At 69.2% G+C, this 24,779-nt stretch carries 18 protein-coding genes; 9 read left to right on the plus strand and 9 right to left on the minus strand.

From position 1 onward, the window contains the following. The first annotated feature begins 379 nt into the window (after positions 1-379). From N2652_12500 to cimA, 3 genes are read left to right on the plus strand one after another with little or no spacing between them, the layout of a single operon-like run. A complete protein-coding gene (locus tag N2652_12500) occupies positions 380-1,690 on the plus strand; it encodes a homoserine dehydrogenase (protein MCX7820006.1) in 1,311 nt (436 codons plus the stop codon). A 19-nt stretch (positions 1,691-1,709) separates the two neighbouring features. Continuing rightward, the gene (locus tag N2652_12505) at positions 1,710-2,981 is read left to right on the plus strand and encodes an aspartate kinase (protein ID MCX7820007.1); all 1,272 of its coding nucleotides are present in this window, start codon (positions 1,710-1,712) and stop codon (positions 2,979-2,981) included. Then, complete coding sequence (gene cimA / locus N2652_12510) at positions 2,978-4,585, plus strand: citramalate synthase (protein MCX7820008.1); 1,608 nt, start codon at positions 2,978-2,980, stop codon at positions 4,583-4,585. Before N2652_12505 ends, cimA begins: the two co-directional genes overlap by 4 nt. 296 nt (positions 4,586-4,881) lie before the next feature. On the opposite strand, the gene N2652_12515 is transcribed toward cimA, so the two are convergent. Further along, a complete protein-coding gene (locus N2652_12515) occupies positions 4,882-5,814 on the minus strand; it encodes a PEP-CTERM sorting domain-containing protein (protein MCX7820009.1) in 933 nt (310 codons plus the stop codon). 268 nt (positions 5,815-6,082) lie between these two features. Here N2652_12515 and N2652_12520 point away from each other — a divergent pair, with 268 nt between their 5' ends. From N2652_12520 to N2652_12530, 3 genes are read left to right on the plus strand one after another with little or no spacing between them, the layout of a single operon-like run. Then, complete coding sequence (locus N2652_12520; protein MCX7820010.1) at positions 6,083-7,225, plus strand: glycosyltransferase; 1,143 nt, start codon at positions 6,083-6,085, stop codon at positions 7,223-7,225. After that, positions 7,222-7,749, plus strand: coding sequence for a 2-amino-4-hydroxy-6-hydroxymethyldihydropteridine diphosphokinase (folK, locus tag N2652_12525; protein ID MCX7820011.1), 528 nt, complete (start codon positions 7,222-7,224; stop codon positions 7,747-7,749). The genes N2652_12520 and folK overlap by 4 nt, the downstream gene beginning before the upstream one ends. A 3-nt stretch (positions 7,750-7,752) precedes the next feature. After that, on the plus strand, positions 7,753-9,825 hold the full coding sequence (locus N2652_12530; GenBank protein ID MCX7820012.1) for an NPCBM/NEW2 domain-containing protein: 2,073 nt from the start codon (positions 7,753-7,755) through the stop codon (positions 9,823-9,825). Between the two features lie 12 nt (positions 9,826-9,837). Here the strand turns inward: N2652_12530 and N2652_12535 are convergent, their stop codons facing one another. The 8 genes from N2652_12535 to tgt all read right to left on the minus strand — a co-directional run bounded on the left by N2652_12535 (position 9,838) and on the right by tgt (position 20,975). Then, on the minus strand, positions 9,838-10,974 hold the full coding sequence (locus tag N2652_12535) for a KamA family radical SAM protein (GenBank protein ID MCX7820013.1): 1,137 nt from the start codon (positions 10,972-10,974) through the stop codon (positions 9,838-9,840). Next, the gene (folE, locus tag N2652_12540; protein ID MCX7820014.1) at positions 10,971-11,561 is read right to left on the minus strand and encodes a GTP cyclohydrolase I FolE; all 591 of its coding nucleotides are present in this window, start codon (positions 11,559-11,561) and stop codon (positions 10,971-10,973) included. The genes N2652_12535 and folE overlap by 4 nt, the downstream gene beginning before the upstream one ends. Then, a complete protein-coding gene (locus tag N2652_12545) occupies positions 11,561-12,880 on the minus strand; it encodes a hypothetical protein (protein MCX7820015.1) in 1,320 nt (439 codons plus the stop codon). The genes folE and N2652_12545 overlap by 1 nt, the downstream gene beginning before the upstream one ends. Beyond that, positions 12,877-15,078, minus strand: a complete 2,202-nt coding sequence (locus N2652_12550; GenBank protein ID MCX7820016.1) for a DUF2339 domain-containing protein — start codon at positions 15,076-15,078, stop codon at positions 12,877-12,879. Before N2652_12550 ends, N2652_12545 begins: the two co-directional genes overlap by 4 nt. 63 nt (positions 15,079-15,141) lie before the next feature. Next, on the minus strand, positions 15,142-16,848 hold the full coding sequence (gene recJ / locus N2652_12555) for a single-stranded-DNA-specific exonuclease RecJ (protein ID MCX7820017.1): 1,707 nt from the start codon (positions 16,846-16,848) through the stop codon (positions 15,142-15,144). 17 nt (positions 16,849-16,865) lie between these two features. Then, entirely contained in the window at positions 16,866-19,448 is a 2,583-nt protein-coding gene (gene secD / locus N2652_12560; protein ID MCX7820018.1) for a protein translocase subunit SecD, read from the minus strand. Between the two features lie 31 nt (positions 19,449-19,479). Beyond that, positions 19,480-19,752, minus strand: a complete 273-nt coding sequence (gene yajC, locus N2652_12565) for a preprotein translocase subunit YajC (GenBank protein MCX7820019.1) — start codon at positions 19,750-19,752, stop codon at positions 19,480-19,482. Positions 19,753-19,817: 65 nt separating this feature from the next. Continuing rightward, positions 19,818-20,975: a tRNA guanosine(34) transglycosylase Tgt gene (tgt, locus tag N2652_12570; protein ID MCX7820020.1), complete on the minus strand. Its 1,158-nt coding sequence runs from the start codon at positions 20,973-20,975 to the stop codon at positions 19,818-19,820. A 174-nt stretch (positions 20,976-21,149) separates the two neighbouring features. On the opposite strand from tgt, the gene N2652_12575 reads away from it, so the two are divergent. The 3 genes from N2652_12575 to N2652_12585 are packed head-to-tail and all read left to right on the plus strand — an operon-like array spanning position 21,150 to position 24,776. Then, positions 21,150-22,595 (plus strand): sulfatase, encoded by a 1,446-nt coding sequence (locus tag N2652_12575; GenBank protein ID MCX7820021.1) that lies wholly within the window; start codon positions 21,150-21,152, stop codon positions 22,593-22,595. Then, positions 22,592-23,950: a Gfo/Idh/MocA family oxidoreductase gene (locus N2652_12580; protein ID MCX7820022.1), complete on the plus strand. Its 1,359-nt coding sequence runs from the start codon at positions 22,592-22,594 to the stop codon at positions 23,948-23,950. Before N2652_12575 ends, N2652_12580 begins: the two co-directional genes overlap by 4 nt. Continuing rightward, positions 23,940-24,776 (plus strand): uracil-DNA glycosylase, encoded by an 837-nt coding sequence (locus N2652_12585; GenBank protein MCX7820023.1) that lies wholly within the window; start codon positions 23,940-23,942, stop codon positions 24,774-24,776. Before N2652_12580 ends, N2652_12585 begins: the two co-directional genes overlap by 11 nt. Positions 24,777-24,779: the final 3 nt, after the last annotated feature.

Here is a 24,779-nt window from a genome sequence, read left to right on the forward strand (position 1 = left end):
GTGGAGGTGAACACGGGGCGGCTGGTGGACGTGAAGGGGCAGGTGGCGCGGTATGTGCGGCTGTACAGTCGGGGCAGCACCGCGGGGGAGATGAACCACTACATCGAAGTCGAAGTCTACGGCCGCAAGCCGAAAAACTGAACATGGAGGACGGCGGCCGGTTTCGGCGCTCGCGGCTGATGGGGGAGGAGTGCCGCCGGCTCCGCGTTGCGCGCGGCCGCGGGGCGGGCTAAGTTAGAGCGGTGTTCGTGAGGGCCGTTGAGGCCGGAGAACAGCGATGCGGTGGGGTATTACGACGATCGTGGCGGACGGCGCGTGACCGCGCCCGCGGTTGCACGGCGCCCCGCATCGCGGGGTTTTTTTGTATCCGACGAGCGCGATGAGCGGCAGTGAGACAGGCGTGGCGATCCTGGGGTTCGGCACCGTTGGTGGCGGTGTCGCGGACCTGTTGGCTCGTCACGGCGAGCTGATCGCGGAGCGCGCGGGGGTGCGGTTGGTGTTGCGAGCCATCGCCGACACGGACCTCGAGCGCCCTCGGGGCGTCCGGGTGGATCGCTCGTTGCTGACGCGCGATGCGATGGCCGCACTGAGGCGCGAGGACGTGCACCTCGTGGTGGAAACGATTGGAGGGCTGGGCGCGGCGCGGGAGCTGACGCTGGCGGCGCTGGAGGCCGGCAAGACGGTCGTCACCGCGAACAAGTCGCTGCTGGCGCAGCACGGCGTGGAGCTGTTTGCGGCGGCGCGCCGCAGCGGGGCGGGGCTGTACTTCGAGGCGGCGGTCGCCGGCGGCGTGCCGATCATCCGCGCGCTGCGGCAGGGACTGGTCGCTTCCCGGATCCCGGCGATCTTCGGCATTCTGAACGGCACCTGCAACTACATCCTCACGCGGATGGAGGAGGCGCGGGCGCCGTTCGAGACCGTGCTGAAGGAGGCGCAGGCCGCGGGCTATGCGGAGGCCGACCCCTCGCTGGATGTGGACGGACTGGACACCGCGCACAAGGCGGCGATTCTCGCGACGCTCGCGTGTGGGCGGCCGGTGCCGTTCAGCGCGGTCGGTGTGGAGGGCATCCGGACCGTCTCGAATCTGGATCTGGACTACGCGCGGGGTCTCGGGTATGCGGTGAAGCTGCTGGCGGTGATCCGGAACGAGTCGGGCGGCGTCAGCGTGCACGTGGGCCCCTGCTTGGTGCCGCGCAGCCACCTGCTGGGCCAGGTCCGGGACGTGTTCAACGCGGTGTTGGTGAAGGGCGATGCCGCCGGCGACACGATCTACTGCGGCCCCGGCGCAGGGCGCTACCCGACCGCGGGCGCGATCATCAGCGACCTGGTCGAGGCTGCGCGGCGTCGCGCCGCGGGCGCCGCGCACGACGACGCGTACGCGGGAGAGCCGCCGCGCATCCGTGCGGATGCGTATGATCGCGCGCGATGGTACCTGCGGGTGATGCTGCGCGACCAGCCCGGCATGCTCGCCCGCGCGGCGGAAGTGCTCGGACGGCACGAGATCAGCATCGCGTCGGTCGTGCAGCGCGAATCCCGGCTCGAACCGCACGTGCCGGTGCTGTTTCTCACCCACCGCGCCGCGTTCGGCGCGGTGCGGCGCGCGATCCGAGAACTGTCGCGGATGGATGGCAGTGGCGGGCCGCCGGTGTGTTTCCGGATCGAGGATCTCGACGGATCGTCGGGCCACTGAGGGCCCAGGGAGCGGAACGATGGCGTTGGTGGTGCAAAAGTACGGCGGAAGTTCGGTCGCCGACGCGGCGTGCATGATGAACGTTGCGGAGCGCATCCGGCGAACCCGTGAGCGCGGCGACCAGGTGGTCGTCGTCGTCAGCGCAATGGGTGACGCGACCGACGACCTCATCGAGCTCGCGAAGCAGGTCAACCCGGATCCCGACCCGCGCGAAATGGACATGCTGCTGGCCACCGGCGAGCAGGTCTCGATCGCGATTCTCACGATGGCGCTGCACCGGCTCGGCGTGCCGGCGATTTCGCTCACCGGCCCCCAGGCGGGGATTTTTGCGGAGGGTATTCATTTGAAGGGCCGCATCCGCGACGTCCGGCCGGAGCGCATCTGGCGCGCGCTGCGGGAGAACAAGGTCGTGATCGTCGCGGGGTTCCAGGGCCTGGACTCCAGCGACGACATCGTCACGCTGGGCCGCGGTGGTTCGGACATGACCGCGGTCGCGCTCGCCTGGGCGCTGAAGGCGGACCGATGTCAGTTTTACAAGGATGTGCCGGGCGTGTTCACCGCCGATCCGCGGGTAGTGCCCGAGGCCCGCAAACTCGACACGATCTCGTACGACGAGATGCTCGAGCTGGCCAGCATGGGTGCCGCGGTGCTGCAGTCTCGCGCGGTGGAGTTCGCGTCCGCGTATCGCGTGCCGCTGGAGGTGCTGTCGAGCTTCGAGGACCGTCCCGGTACGCTGGTGTGCGAGGAGACCCCCGACATGGAAAAGATCATCGTCCGCGGCGTCGCCGCCGACACGAAACAGGCGAAAGTCACGTTGCTGGAGGTTCCCGATCGGCCCGGCATTGCCGCGGCGATTTTCACCGCACTGGCGAATGCCGGCATCAACGTGGACATGATCGTGCTGAACGTGCGTTCGCAGGGCCAGCGCGCGGACCTCTCGTTCACGGTGCCGGTGGGCGACCTGAAGACCGCGCTGGCGGTGGTCGCCGACGTGGTGCCGGAGGTCGCCTCCAGCGGCGTCACGCACGACCCGGACATCGCGCTGGTGAGCATCGTCGGTGTCGGCATGCGCAGCCACTCCGGCGTCGCCGCGCGGATGTTCTCCGCGCTCGCAAAGCACGGCATTGATATCCAGATGATCTCCACCTCCGAGATCAAGATCTCGGTCGCGATCGCAAAATCCCAGGCGAACGAGGCGGTTCGAGTGCTGCACCGGGAGTTTGAACTCGACCGGGAGCCCGCCACCGCGCCGCCCGGCCGTGCGCGGCGCCGGTCCCCCCGCGCCCGATGAGCACCCGTGTGGAAATCTACGACACGACGCTGCGTGACGGCGCGCAGGCGGAGGGGGTGTCGTTCACGCTGTCGGGCAAACTGCGGGTCGCGCAGCGGCTGGACGCGTTCGGCGTTGACTACATCGAGGGCGGCTACGCGGGCTCGAACCCGAAGGACATGGAGTTCTTCCGGGAGGCGCGCCGGCTGGAGCTGCGCCGCGCGCGACTGGTCGCGTTCGGCAGCACGCGGCGTGCCCGCCGCAGCGTGGAAGAGGATGAGGGGCTCGCGGCGCTGCTGGAGGCCGGCACCGCGTCGGTCGCGATCTTCGGCAAGTCGTGGCGGCTACATGTGCGGGAGGTGCTGCGCACCAGCGAGGAGGAGAACCTCCGGATGATCGCCGACAGCGTCCGCCGGCTGAAGGCGGCGGGCCGCGAGGTGATCTACGACGCGGAGCACTTCTTTGACGGCTGGCGCGATTCCGCCGACTACGCCGCGCGCACGCTGGCGGCGGCCCGCGACGCGGGTGCGGACGTGCTGGTGCTGTGCGACACCAACGGCGGCACGATGCCGCACGAGCTGGAGGGCATCGTCGCGGAGGTGGTTCGGCGGTTTGGCGGCCGGATCGGCATTCACGCGCACAACGACAGTGAGCTGGCGGTCGCGAACTCGCTGGCCGCAGTGCGTGCGGGCGCACTTCATGTGCAGGGCACCATCAACGGGTTCGGCGAACGATGCGGCAACGCGAACCTCGTTTCGGTCGTGCCGAATCTGGTGCTGCGGTTCGGCTGCGAGTGTCTGCGGCCGGACGCGTTGCGGGAGCTGAAGGCGGTCTCGGAATTCGTCTACGAGATGGCCGACGTCCGGCCGCACGCACGCCAGCCCTTCGTGGGTGACAGCGCCTTCGCGCACAAGGCCGGCATGCACGCGGACGCGGTGCGGAAATGCCCGCGGGCCTATGAACACGTGGACCCCGCCTCCGTCGGCAATGAGCGGCGGATCCTTGTCTCGGAGCTATCCGGTGCCAGCAACGTGTTTCTGAAGGCCGTCGAGATGGGGCTGGCGATGGACCGCGATTCGCCGGAGGTGCGCACGGTGCTGCGGGAGCTGGAGCGACTGGAGCGCAGCGGATACCAGTTTGAGGCGGCAGAGGCCTCGTTCCGGCTGCTCGTCGAAAAGGTGTTGAAGCGTCACCGTTCGTTCTTCAGCCTCGACGCCTTCCGGGTGATCGTGGAGAAGCGTCGAGCCGGCGAACCGTGCATCTCGGAGGCGACTGTGAAGCTACGGGTGGACGGCCAGCCGGTGCACACGGTCGGCGAGGGCGACGGGCCGGTGGATGCGCTGAACCGCGCGCTGCGGAAGGCGCTGGAGCCGTTTTATCCGGCCGTGCGCGACGTGCGGCTGGTGGACTACAGCGTCCGTATTCTGGATCCGCAGGCGGCGACCGCCGCGAAAACGCGCGTGCTGATCGAATCGGCGGCGGGCGGGCGCACGTGGAGCACAATCGGCGTCTCCGACAACATCATCGAGGCCTCCTGGGAGGCGCTGGTGGACGGCATCGAGTACAAGCTGTTTCTCGATGAGCAGACCGGCGGCGCCGCCCAATCCCCCCCTGCTTCCGACTGACCACCGGGCGGGGAAGCGGCAACGCGCATACGCCGGGGCCCCTTCGCAACGACGTCGCGAAGCCAAGTCGATCGCGCGCTCCAAGCGTTGGACGCGCTCGGTTGGGTGTCCTCCAAGGACTGGACACACACCTCCGCGATGCGGTTCGAAGCTCGGCCGGTTCCGCACCGCCCTCTGCGGCGTTCATTCCATCGCGGTGCAACTGTGGCGACCAACAGAAACCTGCCGACCACCGGAAGTTCCCGCAACACCGAAGAGGGAAATCGCCCCGGCCGCAGAGCCGGGCCGCAAGCGACTTAGACGCGCCGACGGTGAAATCTGGCGGCCATCAAGCCGAGAAGCAACAGCCCGACCGTTGCCGGTTCGGGAATGGCCTGGACCGCCACGGAATCGATGCGCTGGATTCCGCGGTCACCGTTGCCAGCGATGTAGGCGTAGGCGCCATGCGAGCTGTCGAGGTTGTTGCCAAAGCCGGGATTCCACGTATAGGGGCTGGTCTGAAGGATTAGCGTGTTGCCGCCTGTCTGGCCGTCACTCCCCCAGTCGCGGAGCCGCAGGTTGGCCAGCGTCCAACTCGAATTCGCGGGATTGCCGCTGTTGTAATTGAAGGTCAGGTCGAAAGAGAACTGGTACCAGGTTCCCACGACCAGGCTCGTTGACGCGATGCCACCCTGAAAGTACGTCGCGGGAATATCGGTGCCGGCGCCACCGTATTGTCCGAGGCGTCCGCCGCTGCTGGCACGTGCGATATTGTTCACGTTCTCCGTTCGGCGAAGGCCGATCAGCAGCCGGTCCGCATCGCCGACCGTGTAGGGTGAAACGCCGTCGGTTGCCGGACTCAGGGCCCAGCCGACTCCGAGGAAGCCGCCCAACTGCGTCGAGATGGGATCGAAGCGAAAATGCACACTGAAGCTGACGGCGGAATAGGTGGTGTTGGCGATGTTAAACGTGTTGCGGGCTCGCATCGCAACGTCCTGGCTGTGCACGAAGGATGCAGAGTTGGCGACGCCACCACTGCCCTGCACTTGGAGCGCTGTGCGGAGGCCGGTCGCGTTGCCGAGCTTGGGATCGCTGCCCAGCGGCTGCCCCGTCGAGCCGTTGTAGTTGCCGACCGGTGATCCCGAAAAGTCGTTGTCCACAATCACCAGCTGCGCGGGGACGGTTGTGGCCAGAAGCAGACTCGCCGCCACGCTTTCACGCAACCACGCCGTCGTTTTCTCGATTCCCATAACTGCGCCTCAAGCGGGAAGACTCTTATGGCCAGTTCCAGCCTGTCAAGCCAAGGCCACTCCGGCCGTTCCCTCCGGTGATGTTCGCAACCCGCGATGCGTTGCCGTGGCTTCTAGGGAGTCTGCGTCCGATGCAAGAGGCGTCCGGCTTGGCGGCGCGGGAGTGGGGCTGTGGCTGAGCGCAACGGGCGCACGGGCCCATGGGGCCGGCGTTGCGTGTGTGGTAGCTGGGCCGGTACGATCGTGGGGCGGGCGGAAGCCCGCGGAGATGCCGGAGTTTCCCGAAAGCTGGAAGCGTTGGAGGGTCGTGCTGGGCCACGACTGGCTGACCGGTTTGCGCGGCGGCGAGCGAGTGCTGGAGGTGCTCGCGCGTGCTTTTCCGGAGGCCCCGATCCTGACGTTGCTGCACCGCCGGGCCGCGCTGCCGCCCGCGCTGCGCGATCGCCGGCTGGTCGCCTCGCCGTTGCAGCGGTTGCCCGCCATCCATCGGTATTACCGCTGGATGCTGCCGGCGTTCCCCGCCGCGGTGCGCGCGCTGCGCTGCCCGCCGTGCGACCTGCTGATCACCACCAGCCACTGTGCGATCAAAGCGGTGCGACCACCGCCACGCGCGCGGCACCTGTGCTACTGCTTTACGCCGATGCGGTATGCGTGGACTTTCGCGGATGACTATTTCGGCCGGCGCACCCCGATGCGGCTGGCTGTCTCGCCGCTGCTGGCCGCGCTGCGGCACTGGGATCGTGCGACGGCCGGCCGCGTGGACCGCTTTGCGACAATCAGTCGGCACGTGCGCGATCGCATTTGGAACGCTTACGAGCGTGACGCGGACGTCGTGTATCCCCCGGTTCGGCTGGACTTGTTCACGCCGGATCCTGCCAGTTCTCCCCCGTCGGCGGAGAATGCGTATGATCTGGCGGTTGCGGCGCTGGTTCCCTACAAGCGACTGGATCTGGCGGTGCGCGTCTGTTCTCGACTGCAGCGGCGGCTGCGGGTGGTCGGGGTGGGCAGCGAGGCGTCGCGACTGCGCCGGCTTGCGGGGCCGTGCGTGGAGTTTTTGGGCGTGGTTTCGGACGAGCAACTGCGGGACCTGTATCGCGGCTGCCGCTGCTTGATCTTCCCGGGCGAGGAGGATTTCGGCCTGGCGCCGGTCGAGGCCCAAGCATGCGGCCGGCCGGTTGTCGCGTACGGGCGGGGCGGCGCGGCGGAGTCCGTCGTGGACGGTGAAACGGGGGTATTGTTTCAGCCGCAGACGGAGGCGGCGCTAGCCGCGGCGCTGGCGAGGGCCGACACGATCGTATGGGACGCCGAGCGAATCCGCCGCAATGCGGAGCGCTTCAGCGAGGCCGCGTTTGTCGAACAGTTTGACCGGGCGATTTCGGCTTGCATGGCGGGTACGGAGGCGAGCCGATGAGCAACGCGGTGCCGCTGCGCGAGGCGGGGTTCAGCCTCGGCTCCAACCTGGGCGACCGGCTCGCGAACCTTCGCGCCGCGCGCGCCGCGCTCGCCGCAACGCCTGGCGCGCGCTTGCTGGCGAGCGCGCCGGTATACGAGACCGAGCCGATCGGGGTGCGACCGGAGCATCGGCATCTGAAGTTTCTGAACACCGTGGTGGTGCTCGAGGCGCCACTGGACGCGGCGGCGTGGATGGTGAGGGCGCGTGAAATCGAAACAGCGCTGGGCCGCGTGCGCACGCTCGACCGCTACGCGCCGCGCCCGGTGGATGTGGATCTCTTGTACTGCGGCGAGCAGGCCGTGGACGAACCCGAGCTGCGCGTGCCACATCCGAAGTGGGCCGAACGGCGATTTGTGGTGCAGCCGCTGGCGGATGTGCGGCCATCGCTGCGGCTGCCAGGGTGCGAGGGTGACGTCCAGCAGGTGCTCGCAAAGCTTGCCGACTCGGCGGCGGGGGTCCGCCTGCTGTTGCGGGAGTGGTAGAGGATGCGCTCGACCCGATCGACCGTGTCTCGGTTCGCCGATCGTCGCAGCGGCCCGTACGGTGCGGTGTGTGCCGCGCTGCTGCTGTGCGTGAGCGGTGCACGTAGCGGGGTCACCGTCGGCATGGAGGAGCTCGACATTTCGCGGATGACCTGCGGATGGGCGAAGCCGGTGACCAACCGAAACGTGCGGGGCGGACCGATGCAGATGGGGGGACGCGCCTTTGAGCGCGGCGTCGGCACACACGCGGAGAGCCTGCTGCGGCTTGCGCTGCCGACGCGGTCCGCGAGGTTCTGTGCGTGGGTCGGCGTGGACGACGCGGCGGGTGCGGGCCGCGGCAGCGTCGAGTTTCGGGTGCTGGGCGACGGGCGGCTTCTCTGGAGCAGCGGGCGGCTGCGCGGTGGCGAGCCACCGCGGCGGGTGGAGCTGACACTGGGCGAGATTCGGCAGCTGGTGCTGCGCGTGACCGACGGGGGTGATGGCACCACCGACGATCTGGCGAACTGGGCGGAAGCGATCTTCGAACTCGAGGGAGGAGCAATTGAGGTGCTCGATCCGGTGCCCGAGGAACCGCGGAAGATCCGCACGCCGCCGCGGCCGCGGCGGCCATGTTTCCGAGGCGCGGCGGTGGTCGGCGCTCGGCCGGGGCGGCCCTTTACCTGGACGTTGCCGCTCGAGGGAGAGCGGCCGCTGTTCGTGCGGGCGGCGGGGCTGCCGGAGGGACTGGTGCTGGACGAGTCTCGTGGCCGCATCAGCGGCCGCGTGCCGATGCGAGCGGGCCGCTATGAGGCGTTGCTCGTCGCGTCCAATGCGTACGGCGTCACACAGCGGCGATGGCGGCTGGAGGTAGGGGAGCGGCTGGCGCTGACGCCACCGATGGGCTGGAACAGCTGGAACTGCTATGGCGCGAAGATTTCGCAAGCGATGATCGAGGCAACCGCGCGCGCGATGGCGGCGGAACGGCTGCAGGAGCTGGGGTGGACCTACATCGTGCTCGACGACGGCTGGCAACGTCACCCCGACACGCAGGACCCCGACCTGGTCGGCCCGGAACGGGACCCGCGCGGCCGGATTCTCCCCAACCGGCGGTTTCCGGACATGAGCGCGCTGGTCGCGACGATCCGTGAGCTCGGGTTCAAAGCGGGTATTTACTCCTCCCCCGGTCCGATCACCTGCGCCGGCCACACTGGCAGCCATGGCCATGAGAGCGAGGACGCCGAGCAGTTCGCCGAATGGGGGTTCGAGTATCTGAAGTACGACTGGTGCTCCTACAGCCGAATCGCTCGCGGCAGCACGCTGCCGGAGCAGATGCGGCCCTATCTGCGCATGGCGGAGAGGCTCGCGCAGCAGCCGCGGGACATCGTCTTCAGCATCTGTCAGTACGGCGTGGGCAACGTGTCCGCGTGGGGACGAGCCGCTGGCGGTCACCTGTGGCGGACCACCGGGGACATTGAGGACACGTGGGAAAGCGTTCGGCGGATCGGTTTTGGTCAGGCGGGGCTGGAGCCGTTTGCGGGGCCGGGCGGATGGAACGACCCCGACATGCTGGTGATCGGACGGGTCGGGTGGGGGGAGGTGCTCCGTCCCTCGCGTCTGACCCCGAATGAGCAGTACGCGCACGTCACGCTTTGGTGTCTGCTGGCGGCACCACTGATGCTGGGTTGCGACATGACGCAGCTCGATGATTTCACGCGGGGGCTGATCACGAACGGCGAGGTGCTGGACGTGAACCAGGATCCTCTGGGCCGTGCGGCCTCGCGTGTCGCTGTGCGCGGACCGACCCAGGTCTGGGCAAGGCCGCTGGCGGATGGTTCGGTGGCGGTGGGTCTGTTCAACCTCGACGAGGAGCCGCTGGAGGTGGAGGTCCGTTGGGGTGAGGTCGGGATCGCCGGCGCATGGGCGGTGCGGGATCTTTGGCGCGGTCAGGACCTCGGTGTGTCGACGAACGGATGGTCAATGACGGTTGCGCGGCACGGCGCGGAGATGCTCCGGTTGACACCGGCGGATGCGACCGCCTCAAACACTCCGCCCCGCGTGCCGTGGACCTGGCAGGCCGACGCGCGGGATGGGGGGTGAGCGGTCGCGCGGTCACCGGGCGGTCCGCGGGCCGGCGGAGTCACGTCTGCGGGAGGGTCGCGGATCAGGGCAGAACCAGCGGACGCCACCGGGCCCGCGCAACCAGGCGCCGCGCGTCGTCCAACGGATCACCGCGCCCGGCGCCAGCGGTGTCTTGCTGCGGCCGCCGCGCATGTCCACCACAAAGGTCGGCATCGCGAGGCCGCTGAGCCGACCGCGCAGCGTTTCGACCAGATGCAGCGCGCGCCGCAGCGGGACCCGGAAGTGACCGGCGCCGCGCACAGGATCACAATGCAGCAGGTAGTAGGGACGGACGCGCGCGCGGACCAGCCCGCGAAACAGTGCCCCCAGCGTTTCGACGGTGTCGTTCACGCCGCGGAGCAACACAGTCTGGTTGCCGAGCGGAATGCCTGCATCGACGAGCCGGCCGCAGGCGGCCAGCGCGGCGGCGGTGAGTTCAGCGGGATGATTGAAATGGGTGTGCACCCATAGCGGCGCATGGCGGCGAAGCATCCGGCAGAGTGCGCGGGTGATGCGCATCGGCAGCACCACCGGCATCCGTGTACCGAGCCGGAGCACCTCCAGACTGGGCACGGAACGAAACGCGGCCAGCAACCGGTCCAGCTCGGCATCCTCCAGCGTGAGCGGGTCCCCGCCGGTGATGAGCAGTTCACGAACCTCCGGGTGCTGGCGGAGCCAGCGGACCGCGGCAGTGGGGTTGCGAGGCGGCGGATCGCCCAGCTCGTTGCGCCGCGTACAGTGCCGGCAGCGCACCGCGCACTCGCCAGTCGCCCAGAATGCGGCGCGGTCCCTATAACGGCGCACCAGCCCCGGTGCGACACGGTGGCCGAGCTCGTCGAACGGGTCGGGCGGCAGGCGCTGCTCGGTCAGTTCCTCGCGCGAGGGCACGCACTGGCGGGCGATGGGGTCGGTCGGCGCGAGGCGGCGGATGAGCGAGGCGTAGTAGCGCGTCACCGCCATCCGCCAGCCGGTTCGTGCAGGTTCGACCGCCCAGTCGCCCTCGAAGGGGCGGCCGAGAAAGGCGGAAAGCTCTTCGAGCGAGCACAACCGTTGGCGCCACTGCGCCCGCCAGCCGCGGCCGGCGGGCGGCCGCGCTGCGGTGGGGGGTGCTCCAGTCGGCGGGCTCACGTGGCGGAGCGGTGGATCAAACTCAGAAACTCGGTGCGGGTCGCCGGCGAATTGTGAAAACTGCCGAGCATCGCGGACGTCACCATCACCGAGTTTTGTTTCTCGACGCCGCGCATCATCATGCAGAGATGCCGGGCCTCGATCACCACACCCACGCCTTCCGGCTTCAGGTGGTCCATCACCAGCCGTGCGATCTGGTGGGTGAGCCGTTCTTGGATCTGAAGGCGCCGCGCGAAAATTTCCGCAATGCGCGCGAGCTTGCTGACGCCGATGACCCGGCCGCGCGGGATGTATCCGATGTGGCAGCGGCCGAAGAAGGGCAACAGGTGATGTTCGCAGAGACTGAAAATTTCGATGTCGCGAACGATGACCATGTGGTTGGCCTCGCTCTCGAACACCGCGCGGTTCACGATCTCATCGGGATCCTCCGCATAGCCTTTCGTCAGGAACGTCCAGGCGCGCGCGACGCGCTCGGGTGTCCGCGCCAGTCCCTCCCGCGCGGGGTCTTCACCGATCGCGCGCAGCAGTTCGCGCGTCAGTTGTTCGATGCTCTCGATCCGGCGGGCGTTGCTGGATGTCGGGTCCATCAGTTACCTCTCTTTCTCTGACTTCGGCGCGCGGGCGTCTCCTCCGCACCGACCGGTGGGCGCAGCAGCCGGATGATCACGGCGAGGATCGCTGTGGCGGCCACGCCAACCATCAGCACCGCAACGGCGCTGCTCCCGCCGGATACGGCGCCGGGGCGGTGCCGCGGATTTCGCTCGCGCGTCCCGAGCTCCCGAATCGGGAGGTTCGCAATGGCCGACGCCTCAAGCCGGCGCGACAAGTCGTGCTCCGGCGCGCGGACATCGGCGGCTCCATAGTGCAGCACGGCGGGCCCGTCGGCGAGCGGCTCGATCACCAGCCATGCGACGCGCCGCCACGCGCGGACGCGCACATCGGCGAGTGGGGGATCATCGCCGCGAAAGATGTCAATGCGCCAGTAGCGCCCTCCTCCGGCCACATTCACTCGGGCGCTCATCTGCGTTCTGACGCGGTGAATGGATTCCGAGGCGGCCAGCATCCACTGGCCGGTGGGATGAGTTGCGGCCCACACGATGACCGGCCGCGCATACTCGCCGGCGGCCTCGATCTCAATGAGGTGCAGCGGCGTGGTGCGGATGCCCGTGTCGAAGAGGAGTGATTGCCACATCGGCCGGTCCGTCGGCGGGGTGAGCGGGGTCCATTTCACGATCTCCAACGGCGGATCGGCTGCGCCGGCCGGTGCCGGGAGCACCTCGAGGCGATCCAAGGAGGGGGGCTCCCCGACACGACGCGCATCGGGACCGATGCGGATCCGCAGCCGGGGGAAGTCGGCGGGGGAATAGCGGACCAACTCGCTCTGCACCCGATCGCCCTCGTGCGGCAGCCGCAGAATGTGGCCGGCCGCCACGGTGGCCCACTCGCCCTCTTCGTCGGCACCTTGGATGGTGACCGGCCGAATCCAGTCGTCGCCGCGCAGGAGGATTCGGACTGCCGTGTGGACGGGCCGGTGCTGCGCGGTGGAAGGATCCAGCTGTACATCCAGGCGCAGCGTGCCGGGGGGCTCGGTGGTGGAGAGGTTGAGCACTCGTGCGCGCAGGGGAACGGCGACGGTCCGGGGTGGCGGTTCGCACCAAACGATGCACGGCCAGACACGGTCGGCCGCATCGAACACGCGTAGATCGACGGCCGGTCCCTCGACGCAGCCGTCGTAGATGTCCCCTGTGATGCGCACGCGAAAACGTTCCCCGGCCCGAGCGTCGTCAAGGATCGGTTGTCGCCACTCGAACTGCGCGGGCACGGGCGGCACGGCGGCGCGGCCGGCCGGCGGGAGCGGCGCGGCCGGCACCAGCGCGACGGCAAGCAGAAACGACGAACCCTTCACGGTGGTCCGGCCTCCGAGTGGGTCGCAAGCCGCGTTCTCGCGACGCTCTGGTAGAGGTACGAGAGACCCACCAGTGCTGTTCCTGCCGTGAGGAATGCCGCAACGCGGTGGAGGCCGTCCAACGCCGCAATGTCCAGCAGGAACAGTTTTGTGGTCGCCACCGTAAACACCAGCAGACCCAGTTGCCGCAGATGGGCACGGCGCGTTGCCAGCCCCGCAATCACCAGCGCCAACGCGGCCGCCACCCACCAGATGGTGATGTATGAGGAGCGCCAACCGCGCCCGGTGCGAGCAAGCTCCAGCGTGACGGTGATGATCGCGGCGACGAGCGCGGCGACCTGCGGTGCGGTGGTCCATCCCCGGGGCGCGCCGGTGCGGCGACCGGCGGCGGCGAACGCGAGGGCCATCGTGCCCAGCCACGACCAGACCACGACGGCGCGAAAAGGGGCGATGTTTGCAAGGTGCAGGCGGGTCAGCGGCAGGTCCACCATCACCAGCTTGAGCGCGGCGGCGAGCAGCAGCGCCCGGGCGAAGAGCTCGGCCCGGTCGGCCGTTTCGCGTCGTGCGATCGTGGAGAACGCGAGGGCGAGCATCACGAGGGTCGCCGTGGTGATCGCTGCGCCGACGGGGTCACGCCAGCCGCGCCACCAGCCCACATCAGCCCATACCGCGGCGGCCGCCGCCAGCAGTGCCGCGGAGAGCCACGTCAGGGTCGGGCGCTCTGCCGCGGACGCGCGCGGCATGCGCCGCGATGGCCCAAGCCCCGCGAGCGCGACAGCGCCCAGCAGACTCACCGCGAAGCGCGCGTTCAGAAACAGGCGGGGCGGCTCCGGATACAGCGTGGCGTCGTACAGCAGCGATTTGCCCAGCCCGGCCACGCACATCATCACCGACGTTTCGCGCAGCAGCGGGATCTCGAGGTGACCGCCGAACCGTGCGATGAGTGCGCCGCCAAGAATCCAGCCCGCGGAGACCCATGCGCCGTCGAGCTGCGCGGGCAGCGCGAGCGCCGCGAACATCAGCGCGGCGAGCAATCGAACGGCGACCGGTGCGGAGGCCAACCCGAGCCGCCGCCGCAGGCCCAGCGCCCATCCAAGGTGCGCAACTGCTGCGGTGAGCAGCGCGGTACCGAACCAACCGGCGAGGTCGGATGTGTCGAACCAGTGCGCGAGCGCGCCCAGCAGCGCCAGAGAGTTCAGCGCCAGCAGCGCACCGGCGGGGCGGTGGTGGAGACGGTCCGCGCTCGCCGCCACCTGCGCCCACAGAATCGCGGCGATCGCGGTTCCGCGAATGCTGTGCCCCTCCCCGAGACCCGACCACCCGCTGCCCACCGCGATCGTGTACTGCAGCCAGGACAGCGCAAACATTTGGACCCCCAGCGAGGCCCAACGATGGCGTGCGATCAGCGCCAGCACCGGCAAATTGATGAGCGCGACGATCGCGAGTACGAAGAGACCCTGAGGCCGGTCCACCGTGGCGATGAACGGCGAGCCGTGCGCCCCCAGCACCGCGAGCGCGGCGATGACCGGGCTGCGGTACAGCGAGGCCAGCGCGAACACAGCGGCAGAGACGAGCAACAGTGCCACAAAGGCGACTGTCGGGCCGAGCAAGCCGTACCGTGCGCTGGCGGCGTACACGCTGTAGTACAGCAGACCGGCCCCGCCACCGGTGAGCAGGCGGGCGAGCGCAGTCGGCGGCTGCGGCCGCAGCGCGAGGCGATGGCCCACGACCACCATGCCGGCTCCGGCCAGCACACCGGCGGCGACGCGGATCTCCGGCCCGAGCCACGCGCGCTGGATTGCGTAGACGACAAAGAACGCCACACCCAGCATCAACGCGACGACTCCCGCCCAGGCCGCGGCGCGGCCGCCGAGCGTTTCTTCGATCGCGGGGGAGGCGCAAGCGGTCGTCGCCGGCGGCGGCGGTGGGAACATGGACGGCGGTGCGCGCTCGGCGGCGCGCGGGGGCGTGGCGGGCGATGAGGTCGAATCGGGGTGACGAAGCGGCGCACAGGGGCCGCCGGGAAGGGGCGGCGGGCCGCCGGGCCCGGTCAGTCCGCGCCGGAGCCCCTCCATCTCCTTCCGAAGCTCGTCGAGGCGGGTGGAGAGCCGGGATGAATGAACGAGCGCCCAAATGGACAAGGCCAGAGGCAACCCCACAAGGCCGAGCACGAACAGCAGCAGAAGCGCCCCCGTCACGTGCGGATCATACCGCTGCCGGTACCGCACGCAATCGGTGCCGGCGGTGCGTTCCGGCTGTTTTCATGGTGCCGGCCCGTAGCCGCGCCAGTCGACCACTTGCAGATCCGCCTCGGCGCGACCGTCTCGCTCCCGTCGTTTCAGCTCGACGGCCACGTCCACCGCACCCGCGGGTTGCGGCTCGCCGGCCCGATGAAATGCCACCGCGCGACACCGATGCGAGCCCTGGCTCAGCTCCATCATCACGTGGCGATCCTTTGCGATCTTCCAGTCGGTGATCCGTGCGCGACGGATTCCCCACACCGGTGACGGAAAGCCGTGGCCGTAGGGGCCGAGCCGTTCGATCCAGTCGAGCAGCTCCGCGGACACTTCGTCCAGTCGGAGGGTGGCGTCCACCTGCAGCAGCGGCTCAGGTGGCCGACCCTGAAGGTGACGTCGCACCGCCTCGTTGAACGCCAGCGCAAATGCGGGCACCCGGCGCGGGTCGATTTCCAGACCGGCCGCCATCGCATGGCCACCGACCCGTTGGAGATGTGCGGCGCAGTCGCGTAGCACGCCGGCGATGTCCACACCCGCGATGCCGCGCGCGGATCCGCGTGCGGTTCCGCGCTGTCCGATCGCGATCACCACGGCCGGCCGGCGATACATTGCTACCAGTCTTGCCGCGACGATGCCGACCACCCCCGGGTGCCATCCCCGGCCGGCGGCGACCACGCCGAATTCGCGATCGGATGACGGCGTCTCTTCGATCTGACGGACGGCCTCCTCCAGCACCTCTCGTTCGAGCCGCTGGCGGCGGCGGTTGGCCTCTTCGAGCTCCGCGGCCAGCCGGGCAGCGCGAGAAGGGGCGGAGGCCAGTAGCAGCTCCAACGCGACGTCCGCCGCGCCGATTCGTCCGGCGGCGTTGATGCGCGGTGCGAGCACAAACGCGATTTCCCACGCGCCGCGCACCGCGGTCACCTCGGCGGTCTCCATCAGCGCCGAGACGCCGGGGAGGGGGGCGGCGCTCATCGCCTCGATACCTGCGCGGACGAGGGTCCGGTTGACATCCGTCAGCGGGACGCAGTCGGCGATCGTGCCGATGGCCGCCAACTGCAGCATCGCGCCGGCAGCGGACGGCTCCAGCGGCCGGCCGAGTCGTTCGCCGACTGCGCAGGCCACTTCCAGCGCGAGACCGACGCCCGCCACTGGTCTCGACCCCGCGGTGAGATGGGGGTTGACGACCGCGGCGGCCGCCGGCAGACGCCCCTCGGGGAGGTGATGGTCGGTGATCACGACGTCCACGCCGGCAGAGCGCAGCTCCCGTATCGCTTCGCGTGCGGTGGTGCCGCAATCCACCGTGATGATCAGCTGCGGGGACTGGCGGCGAAGGCACCGGCGCACCGCGGCGGGACTCAGGCCATAGCCCTCGCCGATGCGGTGGGGCAGAAAGGGAGAGGCGGCGGCGCCCAGTTCGCGGAGTCGGCGCGTCAGCAGCGCGGTGGCGGTGACGCCGTCGGCGTCGAAGTCGCCAAAGATCGTGATTCGCCGGCGGGCCCGGATCGCTGTCGCGATCAGTTCCGCGGCGCGATCGAGATCCGGCAGTGGGTGCGCAGCGCCAGGTCGCCAGGTGCAAGGCTCCAGCAGTGCGCGTGCAGCGTCGGGCGTCGGCGCGTTGCGGGCGACCAACAGCCGCGCGATCGGGACGGGGCAGCGGAGGTGCGCGACGAGGCGCCGCACCGCGGCGGCATCCGGTTTGGGCCACCGCCAGGTTCGCGCTGCGCTCCGCATCGGCGGGGGGCTCGGCGTTAGCCACCGCGACGGCCGCCGCGCCGTACGGTCGCGGGCGCGGCGGTCGGGGCGGTCATGGGCGTGCGGTGCCAGAGGAGCATCACCGGCGTCGCGATAAAGATGGAGGAGTAGGTGCCGATCACGAGGCCGATCAACAGCAACAGCGCGAAGTCGTTAATCGCGCCGCCGCCAAAGAGGTAGAGCGCCAACACCGTCAGGATCGTGGTGCCGGCGGTCAGCAGTGTGCGGCTGAGCGTCTGATTGATCGCGAGGTTCGCGACCTCCACATAGGAACGGCCGCGCCACAGTTTCAGCCCCTCGCGGATGCGATCGAACACGACGATCGTATCGTTCACCGAGTAACCGACGATCGTCAGAATCACTGCGATCATCGGCGCGCTGAGCTGCCGCCCGAGCAGGCAGAATACGCCGACGGACAGGATCGCGTCGTGCACCAGCGCGACGATCGCGCCGATCGCGAACGCGAACTCGAACCGGAGCGAGATGTACACGACCATGCCGACCAGCGCCCAGAACAGCGCGAGCAGGCCGCTACGCTTCAGCTCCGCGCCGATGTGCGAACCGATCTCCTCGCGCTGTACGATGCGAAAACCGGCGTCCGCAAACCGTTCGGCCAGCGCCGCCTCCGCCGCGGCGGCATCGTCCGGTCCCACCTGCACGACGAGCCGACGACCCGCTGCATCACCGAGAATTTCGCGGTATTGAACCAGCGGTTCGCCCTTCACGCCCGCCGCTCGCAATTGGGCGCGCAGCTCCGTGTCCGGGACTGCGCGCTGGTACTCGATGGTCAGCGCGGTGCCGCCGGTGAACTCGACGCCGAGCGTGCGCGTGCCGCGCACCGCGAACACGCCGACCGTCAGCGCGAGCAGCGCGCCGGAGATCGCCGCGGCCAGCCGGCGGTGCCCGAGGAAGTCAAACGAAGGTGAACGGATCCACTCCATCATGCGCAGCTGGGTGAGGCGGTTGCGAGCGGTCAGCGCGCTGAACGCCATCTTCGTGACGACGACCGCAGTGTACAAGCTGACCAGGATGCCGGCGGTCAGCATCACCGCGAACCCGCGGACCGGGCCGGTGCCCCACCAGAACATCACGATCGCGGCCAGCACCGTGGTCACGTTGGCGTCGAGGATGGTGACCCAGGCCTTTTCGTAGCCGGCGAGAATCGCCGCGACGAGGTGCTTGCCGGCTTTCAGCTCCTCTCGGATGCGCTCGTAGATGAGCACATTCGCGTCCACCGACATGCCGAACATGAGCGCGATGCCGGCGATGCCGGGCAGCGTGAGCGTGGGCAGCTGGGGCATGCCGGGTGTTCGGGCAAACACCGCGAACAGACCGGCGATCAGGAACAGGCCCAGCGGCAGCAACACCGCGTTGAGTAACAGCGCGAGGTCGGCGATCGCGCCGGCGACGCGGTAGTACACGAGCATGAACGCCGCGACGAGCGCCAGGCCGATCAGGATCGCGTTCCGCCCGGACCGCACCGACGCGCGTCCGAGCGTCGGATCCACGGAAAATTCCTGAGTGATTTTCATGGGTGCGAGCAGCGCACCGGTCTTGAGCACGTTCACGAGCTGACGCACTTCGCGCAGGTCCATGCCGCGGCCGCTGATTTCGCAGGAGCGGATCGTTTGGTCGTGCGGGAAACGGTCGGTGATCTCCGGTGCGGAGCGGAGCACGCCGTCCAGAATGATCGCGAGCCGGCGGCCGCGCTCGTTGTTGCGGTTCATCTCGCCGTTCGGCCGGTAGTCGCGCACGATCTGCGTGAACTTGCGTGCGCCCGCGCGGGTGAACTGCAGCTCCACCACCGGCCGCCCGAGCTGGTCGCTGTCAGGCCGAGCATCCTGCACCATGCTGCCGGTCATCAGCGGCGTGCGCTCGACGTACATCGGGCGCCAGATCACGCGCCGAGTCTCCTCGTCCTCGTCGCGCTGCAACATGAAGTCAGCGCCCTCGCGCGGTGCGAACCGGCGCAGTTCCGCCCAGAACCGCGAGTCCATTTCCTCGTCCGGCACCGCGGCGGGATCGCGCACGTAGTGGAAATTGTCGGGGCTGGTGCCCTCGATGCGGAAGCCGCGCGGCGCACGCTCTTCCTCGAACAGTCGTCGTACCCATTCGTCGCTGTTCTTGTGCACCAGCCGGAACTCGAGGAATGCAACGCTTTGGATCGCGCGGCGGGCCTCCTCGCGCTTTGCGGCGTCGACGCCGGGCATCTGGACGATGATCCGGTCCGAGCCCTGCGGGTAGATCTGGGGCTCGGCGATGCCGAGGCCGTCAATGCGGTTGCGGATCGCCTCGAGCGCGACGTCGCGAGAGGCGCGCGCCTCTCGCTCGACCGCCGCTTCCAGCGCGTCGCCCTGGAGGTCCGGGCTCTTTTGCTTCAGCTGGTTGCGGAGCTCGTCGCGGTCCACCTCGACGGTGAACGAGGTGCCACCGCGAAGGTCCAGGCCCAGCCGCAGCTTACCGCGCCGGACGATGCGGCCGTTCGCGTCGGTGCGGTCGAACGGCGGCCACACCACCGCGGCGGAGGCCAGCAATGCCGCGGCGAGGATCATCCACTGCCACCAGGGTGTCTTCTGCATGAAGGGTCTCCCGTTGGAACCCGAAACTGCCTCAGGTGCCGCGCGGCTCTTCGGCGGGCGCCTCGTCCTTCGAGAGCACCTGTGTGATCGCGCCGCGCAGCGCCTCGACCTTCACGCCATCGGCGATGCGGATCATACAGGTTTTCTCGCGCAGCCCCGTGATCATGCCGATCAGCCCGCCCGCGAACACGACGCGGTCGCCGATTTTCAACGCGGCGAGCATCGCCTGCCGTTCGCGTTCCCGCCGTTGCTGCGGGCGGATGATCAGGAAAAAGAACATGGCGATCATCAGCAGCAGCATCATCGGCATCATCAGGGGGGACTGTTCCGGCGCGGCGGTGCCGGTCGCCAGCCAAGTGCACATGGGGCTCATCGGTGGGTCTCCGGTGGCGCCGCGGCGCGCAGGTGCTCCTGCGAGGGCTCGTGATACGTCGCGGCGATCTCCGCGCGGAGCTCGCCGAACCGTCCCGCCTCGATCGCGGCACGGACGCGACGCATCAGCGCGGCGTAGAACGCGAGGTTGTGCAGCGTGAGCAGACGCAGCCCGAGCATTTCGCCGGTCTGCAGCAGGTGCCGCAGGTAGCCCCGGCTGAACGAGCGGCACGCAGCGCAGCGACAGCCGTCCTCGACCGGCCGGGGGTCGTCCGCGTAGACGGCCGCTTTCAGCGGGAAGCGGCCCTGCGAGGTGAACGCCGTGCCGTGCCGCGCAAGCCGGGTTGGCATCACGCAGTCGAACAGGTCCACGCCCGCGCCGATCATGTCCAGCATCTGCACCACGCCTCCGACGCCCATCACATACCGCGGACGCTCCGGCGGCAGGTGGGGCACGGTGGCCTCGACTGCCGCGAGAATCCGCTCCTCCGGCTCGCCAACGCTCACTCCGCCGATCGCGTAGCCGTCGAAGCCGATCTCGCGAAGCGCGCGGGCGCACCGCGCGCGCAGCGCGGGGTGGCCCGCCCCCTGCACGATGCCAAAGAGCAGACTGCCGTCCGCCCGCGGCTGGCGCGCGCATCGAATCGCCCAGTCTAGGGTGCGCTCGACGGCGCGGCAAGCCGTCGCGTCGTCGCAGTCGCCGGGTGGGCACTCGTCGAGCACCATTGCGATGTCCGAGCCGAGCCGTCGCTGGATCTCCATCACCCGCTCCGGTGTCAGCAGGTGTCGCGTTCCGTCGTAGGGCGAACGGAACTCGACGCCCTCGCTGCTGACGCGCCGGAGGCTCGAGAGGCTGTAGACTTGGTAACCGCCGCTGTCGGTGAGGATCGCGCGCGGCCAACCCATGAAGCGGTGCAGTCCGCCCAGCGCCTCGATCCGCTCGATGCCGGGCCGGGCGAAAAGGTGGTAGGCGTTCGCGAGCACCACTTCGTAGCCCAGCGCGAGCAGCTCCTCCGGTGCGACCCCTTTCACCGCGCCCGCGGTGCCCACCGGCATGAACGCGGGGGTGTCGATCGGGCCGTGCGCGGTGTGCAGCCGGCCGCGCCGCGCGGCGCCGTCGCGCGCCAGGAGCTCGAATGTGCCGGGGCCTGCCATCCGCGTGCTCCGAAGGCGCGCGAGCATAGCCCGTATGCACCGCCAAATCGAGCCGCTGCGGCCGCGGCGGCGGCGGGGGACGGCCTTCCGCGATGCAAGGCTGAGCGGTGGGCGGAAGCGCTTGCGCCGCGGAGCGCAGGCGGCATATCGTTCGCAGAACAAGGAGGCGGTCGGATGCATCGACGCTCGGTGGCTTCTGTCGCGGGGTGGGTGATGGCGCTGGGGCTTACGGCCTCCGCCGCGCAGCGGCCGAACCTGCTGTGGTTGATCGCGGAGGACCTCGGACCTGAACTGGGCTGCTACGGAACCCCCGAGGTGTTCACGCCGCACCTCGATCGGCTCGCGGCGGAGGGCGTCCGCTACACTCGCTTTTTCAACGGCCACGTCTGTTCGCCGAGTCGGTCCGCGTTCATGACGGGGATGTACGCGACCAGCATCGGTGCGCACAACCACCGATCGCACCGCGGCGACGGCTGGCGGTTGCCCGACGGCGTCCGGCTGCTCACCGACTGGCTGCGCGAGGTCGGCTACTTCACCGCGAACATCCGGGAACTGCCCCCCGAATGCGGTTTCCGCGGCACCGGCAAGACGGACTGGAACTTCGAGACCGATGGCTCGCCGTTCGATTCCGACCGCTGGAGCGATCTTCGGGCGCACACGCCGTTCTATGCGCAGCTGAACTTCAGCGAGACGCACCGGCCGTTCCGGGCGCCCCGCCGCGCGGACCCCGCGAAGGTCGAGATCCCGCCCTACTATCCCGACCATCCCGTCACCCGTGCGGACTGGGCGGCGTATTTGGACGAGATCAGCGAACTCGACCGCAAGGTCGGTCTGGTGCTCGAGGCGCTCGAGCGCGATGGGCTGGTGGACACGACGGTGGTCGTCTTCTTCGCGGACAACGGGCAGGCACACGTTCGCGGCAAGCAGTTCTGCTACGACTCGGGCCTGCGCGTGCCCCTGATCATCCGGTGGGCGCGAGCGCTGCCGCCGCCGGCCGGCTTCCGTCCTGGAACCGTAGACGATCGGCTGCTGCACGGCATTGACCTGGCGCCGACGATGCTGGCGATCGCGGGCGCACCAAAACCACCCCGAATGCAGGGCCGAGTATTCCTCGGTGAGCGCGCCGAGCCGGAGCGAGAGTTCGTGTTTGGTGCCCGGGACCGCTGCGACGAAACGGTGATGCGCATTCGCACCGTCCGAGACCGCCGCTGGCGATACATCCGCAACTTCACCCCGGAGGTGCCACTGCTGGCGCCCAATGCTTACAAGGAGCGGCAGTACCCGGTGTGGAACCTGCTGAAGGAACTGAACGCGCGCGGCGAGCTGACCCCGCTGCAGGCCGCGCTCTGCGCGCCGCGCATGCCGGAGGAGGAGCTGTACGATCTGGACAGCGACCCATGGGAGACGCGCAACCTGGCCGCGTCCGATGATCCCGAGGCGCGCGCGGCGCTCGCACGGCTGCGACGCGCGCTGGACGAGTGGATTCGGGAGACCGGCGACATGGGGGCGACGCCGGAGCCGCCCGAGGTCGTCGCCGCTGCGCTCGCGGCGGCGCGGCGTCGCGCAGCTCCGTTCACCAACGCGCCCGCTCGCGGGCCCGCAGGGAGACCTCAACCATGACCACACTACGCCGACGAGACTGTCTGCGTGTGGCCGCCGGCTGGATGATCGTCCGACCGTGGGTGGTCGGGCGTGGTGGCGAGCCTCCGCCCTCCGAGCGGGTGCGCATTGCCGGCATCGGTGTGGGCGGGAAGGGGATGAGCGATCTAGAGGGGGTCGCGCCCGGCAACGAGATTGTCGCGCTGTGCGACGCCGACCCGAACCGCGCGCAGGGCGCTCGCAAGAAGTTCCCGAGTGCGCGGTTTTTCACAGATTTCCGGCGGATGTTCGATGAGATGAGCGACTCCTTCGATGCGGTCGTCATCTCGACGCCCGATCACATCCATTTTCCGGCGGCGCTGTGGGCGATCCGGCGGCAGAAGCATGTGCTGGTGCAAAAGCCGCTCACGCACTCGATCTGGGAGGCACGCCAACTGACGCTCGCCGCGCGGCGGTACCGCGTTGTCTCGAAGATGGGCAACCAAGGACAGGCCTCGGAGCAAACGCGGCGGTTCATCGAGATGATCCGCGCTGGCGCGATCGGTGAGGTGCGCGAGGCTCACATCTGGACCGACCGGCCGATCTGGCTGCAGGGCGCAACGCGGCCGGCGGGTGCGGAGGCTCCGCCGCCGGGCTTTGACTGGTCCAGCTGGCTCGGCCCGGCGCCGGAGCGACCGTTTGTGGCGAAGTGGCCGGCGGATCACCCCGCCCGCGCGATGCGAACATTTCGCCACGAGGCGGTGTATCACCCCTTCGTGTGGCGCGGCTGGTGGGACTTCGGCACCGGTGCGCTCGGCGACATCGGTTGTCACGAGATCAATCCGATTTTTTGGGCGCTCGATGAAATGAAGGGCCCCTTTTCTGTGGAGGCCGAGAGCGGACCGTTCACGGAGGACATGTATCCCGAGTGGTCCATCGTCACCTACACGTTTGCGCGGCCCGCGGGCCGGCCGCCGCTGAAGCTGATCTGGTACGACGGCGGTCGGAAACCTCCCCGGCCGGAAGCGCTGGAGCCCGAGCGCGACTGGGAGAAGATGGATCACGGTGAGCTGTACATCGGTGAGCGAGGTGTGATGCTCGGCAGCCGGCTGCTGCCGGAGGCCGCGATGCGCGAGTATGCAGGCCGGGCACCGCCGCCGTCGCTGCCGCGCTCGCCGGGCCACTACGAGGAATGGATTGCGGCGATCAAGGGGGCGCCGCGCGTGGACAACTCCTTCGATCACGCGGGGCCGTTGACCGAGCTGGTGCTGGCCGGCAACATTGCGATTCGCACCCGACAAAAGCTCGACTGGGATCCGGCTGCGCTGCGGTTCACGAACAGCGATGAAGCCAACCGCTACGTCCGGCGTGAGTATCGGGCCGGCTATGATCTCTGAGCAGCTGCGCGCAGAGGTCCGGCAACGCCTCGCCGCTGCAGTGCGCGAGTTGCGCGAGGCGGTCGCAATCGAGCTGGAGGAGGGCGTGCGCGAGAGCGGGGTGAGCCCCGCGACGCTGGAGAGGCTCGGGCGCTCAGTGGCCGCTGGTTGCATGACGGTGCCTCGGCCGGTGGAGGCTGTGATGCCGCCGCCCGCGGCGACGGTCACGGGTGGTGACCCCGAGTCGAGACTGGAGGAGATCGCCCGGCGCATTGCGGTCTGTACGCGCTGTCCTCTGCATCGCACGCGGAACCGCACCGTGCCGGGTCAGGGCTGCGCGCGGCCAGAGCTAGTGTTTGTGGGCGAGGGGCCCGGCGCGGAAGAAGACCGGCAGGGGCTGGCGTTCGTCGGGCCGGCGGGACAGCTGCTCACCCGGCTGATCACGCGCATGGGGTTCACGCGCGAGCAGGTGTTTATCGCGAACATTGTGAAGTGCCGTCCGACAGAGGGCGGGGCGGGTGTGCGGGACCGGCCGCCGAGCGAAGAGGAAATGGCGGCGTGTCTGCCGTACCTGCAGGAGCAGCTAGAGGTGCTGCGACCCAAGGTGATCGTCTGCTTGGGGGGTACCGCAACGCTGGGGCTGCTGGGGCTCAAAGGCATCACGAAACTGCGGGGGCGCTGGCACGAGTACCGAGGCATTCCCGTGATGCCAACCTATCATCCCTCCTATCTGCTGCGCGCGGGCGGCGACCAAACCACCCGCTTCTGGGAGGTCTGGGACGACATGTGTCAGGTGCTGGAACGCCTCGGCCGGCCCATCCCGCCGACGCCACGCCGTCCGCGTTAGAGC

The organism is Kiritimatiellia bacterium, assembly GCA_026417735.1.
GTDB lineage: Bacteria > Verrucomicrobiota > Kiritimatiellia > PWTM01 > PWTM01 > CAACVY01.